Annotated in this window: 4 protein-coding genes; 1 reads left to right on the forward strand and 3 read right to left on the reverse strand. The window is 46.2% G+C overall.

From position 1 onward, the window contains the following. Positions 1 to 465: ATP-binding protein (locus QVA83_RS08025; RefSeq protein WP_287498331.1), on the forward strand; the 465-nt coding region annotated here is incomplete at its 5' end. Between the two features lie 93 nt (positions 466 to 558). Here QVA83_RS08025 and QVA83_RS08030 read toward each other — a convergent pair. From QVA83_RS08030 to QVA83_RS08040, 3 genes are all read right to left on the reverse strand, one after another. Further along, positions 559 to 1,731, reverse strand: coding sequence for an MFS transporter (locus tag QVA83_RS08030; RefSeq protein ID WP_287498332.1), 1,173 nt, complete (start codon positions 1,729 to 1,731; stop codon positions 559 to 561). A gap of 140 nt (positions 1,732 to 1,871) precedes the next feature. Then, complete coding sequence (locus QVA83_RS08035; RefSeq protein WP_287498333.1) at positions 1,872 to 4,295, reverse strand: glycoside hydrolase family 31 protein; 2,424 nt, start codon at positions 4,293 to 4,295, stop codon at positions 1,872 to 1,874. 217 nt (positions 4,296 to 4,512) lie between these two features. After that, a partial coding sequence (locus QVA83_RS08040) for a phosphoenolpyruvate carboxykinase (ATP) (RefSeq protein WP_287498334.1) occupies positions 4,513 to 5,334 on the reverse strand: 822 nt, incomplete at its 5' end.

The following is a 5,334-nucleotide window of genomic DNA, read 5'->3' on the forward strand; positions in this document are numbered from 1 at the left end:
GTCACTCAAGAAACCGATTTGAACGCGATTATCGCTGAGCTTGTACAAGCACGACACCTTGACGATAGACACCACATCGAACTCAAGCTCAACACTATTCCTCCCTTGTCATTGCGACGAATTGCAATGAAACGCGTCGTCGACAACCTTATCGAAAACGCTTTTAAATATGGCTCTGAAGAAATTGCCATTAGTAGCTTTTACAATCGTCATGAGAAGCGTGTGTATTGCAAAGTGCGTGATTTTGGGCCTGGCATACCTGAAGATGAACTCAATAGCGTTTTCATGCCGTTTGCGCAAGGCGATAAGGCCCGTAACTCGTCAGGCTCTGGCTTAGGACTTGCCATTATTCGAAGAATTGTAGAAGCCCATGACGGTGAGGTAACACTAAGAAACCATCCGCAGCAAGGGCTAGTGGCCGAGTTTTATTTGCCATACCTTTCTGAACTACCTGAAAAGAAATAGCGCAGCGGATTTTAGGTTATTCGCAGCGGTACATTGTTCCTGTAGCTAAGAATTTCCATTGCGCTGTTTATAGGTTTCTCAGCCGCTTGTTCTCTAGCTTCTGTGGTATTTAATTTTTCTGCTGTAACCATAAGAAGCAAGCCACAGTACGCATCCACCTAATGGTATCACCCAAAATGCAGTGGTAAGGGGCACAAAATTCGCCCACAGCCCAGTCGAAAAGGAAGCGACCTGTACGCCAGTTGAGTTACCGATAATAGAAATGCCGGAAAGCACAGGGCCGTTGTCGCTGTCGATATTCATTGCCGCTGACAAAGCTAATGGGAACAGGCCACCTAACCCTAAACCAAGCATTAGATTACCAGCGCCAATTCCATAAAAAGAAGGCATTAGCTTTAGTGCGAATACACCCGCTAGTGAGGCTGTCGCCATGATGACAATCATGCGATGCACCGATACAAATCGCAGTAAAAATGGAAAGGTCAAACGACTGATCACCATGCCAGCGGTAAAAATTGCCAGTAGGTTTCTCGACTGTTCGCCAGTAAAGCCTAAGCCGTTTTGCGCATAGCTCACAAACCAGTTCGCGTTACCAAACTCTACCGCGCCATAGCCAAAAGTGAGCAGCGTTAGAAATATAAAAACAGGTTGCTTGATGATGACCCCAAATGCCAGCGTCTTTTTAGGCGCTTTAGGTTGACCTTTGAGCACTTTCGCCTGAGAACGCGCCGCAATGAATGCATAGCACGAAAGCACAATCATAACGCCTGCCAACACCTGAATGGGTAAACGCCAATTGTGCTCAACAAGGTATAACAGCGTTACAAAGAACGACGCTGCAAACGTACCTAAACTGAACATAAAGTCCATTAAGCCCATCATAGTAAAGCGCTTTTCTGCGTACATTCGTGCAATAAGCGTGTGGCCAATAGTAAATATTGTTGAGCTCACCACACCTATTAATACCGCTAACACCAAAAACCACTGCCAAGCGGTAAGTACTGACACAAGCAGCAACAGCGCCGTATTCATACTAAATAGCGTGGCTAATAGCGGCATATACTCAAAGCGACTGGCATACTTGCCACCAATCACAGCGCCTAACATCATGCCTACAGAGAAGAGCGAAAAAAGTGCGCCACTGACTACTTCAGACATTTGCAAATCGGCTGCAATATCTGGCAGTAATATTCCCCACAAGAGAAACAATTTACCAATTAGAAAAAAACCAGCGAAAATAACGATGGTGGCAGGAAGTCGGCTCATTTAGGCTCCATGGCTGATATCAGTAGAAAGACATCCGATTTAGGCGTGAGGGCACAGCGTAGTTATGCCCTTGACCACAAAGTGAACCTTTTGAGGGCGCTGATCTTTACTGTGCAAGAAAGAACAGCAGCCCTTAATTATCACATAATCACTACCTTTACAGATTGCTGATAATCGCAAGAAATTGCAAGTGAAAGCGTTTTCCCTTTTTCATCCCACATTACAGGCACGCTCCTGCCATCAAGTGAAACACTCTGTGGTTTTTCGCTTAAACCGTGCACGACGTAAGTGATGTCTCGCTGCTTAGGCATACCTATGTAGCTGCCTTCGCTATCAAGCGTCAGGGTTAATGCGGCCCTATCGTCTACTGACGCATTAAGAAGTAGCTTTGTATATAAGCCTTTTTTGACAGGCGCTGGATTTTTGCCGTCATCCTCGTAATAAGTATATGAAGATGAATTCACTGAATTGTCATGCCAGTAATGCATTTCTATTTTACGTGCATCAAACTGCTCTGTGCGGCTGAGCCCTTTAGTCATCGGCATAAAGCTTCCCGCTTTTACCCACACTGGGAAATTGTTTTGGCTTAGCGGGTAGTTAACGGTTTGACCACCTTGGTATTTCATATCAGAGAAAAAATCAAACCATACGCCTTCAGGAAGCAAAGTCGGCCACACCGTTTGGTTAGCGCTCGTCACAGGCGAAACTAACAGACCATCGCCCCACAGATAACTGTCTGCATTTTCAAACCAATCGCTTTCACCGTACGCCATAGCTAACGGACGCATTAATGGCGTACCGTAAAGCGCATTTTCAAAGGCCAATGAATAGTTATAAGGCAGCATGTCATAGCGAAGTTGGATAAACTTGCGCGCAATAGACTTTGCGGGGTCGGCGTGGAAAATTGGCTCCGGCGCAATATTATCTTGAGCATGAGGCCTAAATACCGGTGAAAAGGTACCGAACTGAAGCCATCTTGTATAAAGCTCGGGGTCAAAGGTTTCGCCTCCAGCAAACCCACCTAAGTCGGAATGGGTATACGCCATTCCAAAAACACTCATTTGAAGTGCCAACTCTACCTGAGGTTTAAGTCCGCCCCAGCTGCGACTCACATCGCCTGTCCACGGCACCATTCCGTACCGTTGACTGCCCAAAAAGCCTGAACGCATCAGTACGAACGGACGCGTGTCGGGCTGAAGCTCTGTTAAGTTGTTATATACGGTTTTAGCCCACTGATGACCGTAGGCATTGTGCACTTCTGCGCCGCTTACTTTTTTCGACTGCCACATGTGCTGAATATCATCAGGGTGTACTTCAGGCTCGCCCAAGTCGCCCCACCAGCCTGCAACACCCTGTGCAGCAAGCTTTTCATAGTATTGCCAAAACCAATCTTGACCCGCTTCACTGAACACATCGACAAGGCCGGTATTGCCAAAATAAAAATCGAAGGTATACGGCGCACCGTTATCGTTTTGAGCAAGGGCATTATTGGCAACGGCGCTTTCCCATTGTTTTGACGTCGTGAGAATAAAAGGCTCTGTTATCAGCACGGTTTTCACGTCTTGAGCGCGTAGCTCACTAATCATTTTCTCGGGTTCAGGGAAAGTGGCGGTGTCCCAACTTAAGTTCCCCATATGCCCTTTAATGTCTTTGCCAAACCAATACAAATCAAGCACTACGGCATCAACGGGAATATCTTGCGTGTTAAAGGCATCGATAACATCCATCACTTCATTTTGTGATTTATAGCCAAATCGAGACGCAAAGTTACCTAATAGCCAGCGTGGAGGAAGCGGCTGTTTTCCCGTTACTGCTACGGTATTCGTCACTGTATCTTTTAGGTTTTCACCCAACACCATGATGTAGCTTGCACGGCCGCCTTGTGCCTTAAATAGCAACTCGTCGCTGTTCGTTTTGCCAATATCTAGCTCACCAGAAGCGGTGTTATCGAACAATACGCTGTAATTTTTTGAAGACATCACGGCCGACAGCCCAAAATACATTTGGTTTGACGATGTGGTGTATCCATAATGTGCTTTGTTATAAAGCGGCATGCTATGACCACGACGATCCATACCTAAAACGCGCTGGCCGCCACCATAGAGTTTCTCGTTTTCATCGAGCGTGAACGACAGGCTGACGCCGTTATCAGAAATGTTTAGCCCATCTTGTTCTTTTGCTACTACTTTGCCGTTTACCGAGTAACTGATAACGTGCGTTGATTTATCGACATGTGCAGAAATATTATTGAATTTCAAGGTAAGCGTTGTTGCGGTTTCTTCTAGCTCAACATCGCCTGCGATATCTTTTGTAACTGCACTCGTGGCTTCCTCAGGAAGTGCCATAGAAGGTAGGTTTGCGTAGGGCGCACCTTTGCCATCGGTAAGGTAGGTTACCTGAAAACTGTTGTTACGCAGCGCCTTTATCTTAAAATCATTAGTATCCGTATCAATGGTAAGCGTTGCGTTTTCAAGTGTTGCTGTTTGAACTTCCGCTAGCGTATTTGCCGAAAAGAGTGCAAAACCCGCACATGCCAGTGATACACGCAGTTGCCTGTCTATCATACTTAAAACCTTTTTTATGCTTCGATGCGAAGCGCGCTTAATTAAAGCCTTCTTGTGTACGGTGAATGATAGCTAGTGCCTTGCTCAACTTAAATAAACATACGTATTCATAATGTTAAATTTGTTAACAACAACACAAAAAAAGCCCGCAACACGGTGCGGGCAAAACATCAATCACGTTGAGTGTGATGAACGTTGGGAAGGGGCAAACCGAGTGTTAGTTACCCGGCCCGGCTTTAACGATAGCGTCGCTAACGTCGTATTTTTCAAAGTTCTGTTTAAAGTCGTTGACTAAGTTAGCGGCGTATTCGTTGTACTTCTCTTTGTCTGCCCACGTGTTTTGTGGCACAAGCAAATTGCTGTCTACACCGTCTATTGCCACTGGCACATCTAGGTTTAACGCGTCAATGTGCTGAGTTTCAACATCAGCCAAGTTACCCGATACAATCGCATCAATGATGGCGCGCGTAGTAGGGATATCAAAACGGCTACCTGTGCCGTAAGGGCCGCCTGTCCAACCGGTATTAACCAAGTAAACCTTAGCGCCAAACGCTTTAACACGCTTAATCAGAAGCTCTGCATACACGCCTGCTGGACGTGGGAAGAAAGGCGCACCAAAACACGTTGAGAAGGTTGATTCAATATCGCTAGTAGAGCCAATTTCAGTAGAGCCTACTTTCGCTGTGTAACCGCTTAGGAAGTGATACGCCGCAGCTTCTTCACTTAACACTGAAACAGGAGGCAATACGCCACTTACGTCACAGGTCAAAAATACAACCGAGCGAGGCTCGCCGCCTCGGTTTTCAGCAACGCGCTTTTCAATGTGTGAAAGCGGATAGGCCGCACGTGAGTTTTGGGTTAACGACGTGTCGGTATAGTCCGGCGTGCGTGTTTCATCAAGCACTACGTTTTCTAGGATGGTACCAAACTTGATAGCATTCCAAATTACTGGCTCGTTCTTTTGAGATAGGTCGATACATTTAGCGTAGCAACCGCCTTCAATATTAAATACGCTACCTGGTGCCCAGCCGTGCTCGTC

Origin of the sequence: Alteromonas sp. AO-Serp (assembly GCF_017849675.1) — a bacterium.
In the GTDB taxonomy this organism is placed as follows: domain Bacteria; phylum Pseudomonadota; class Gammaproteobacteria; order Enterobacterales; family Alteromonadaceae; genus Alteromonas; species Alteromonas macleodii.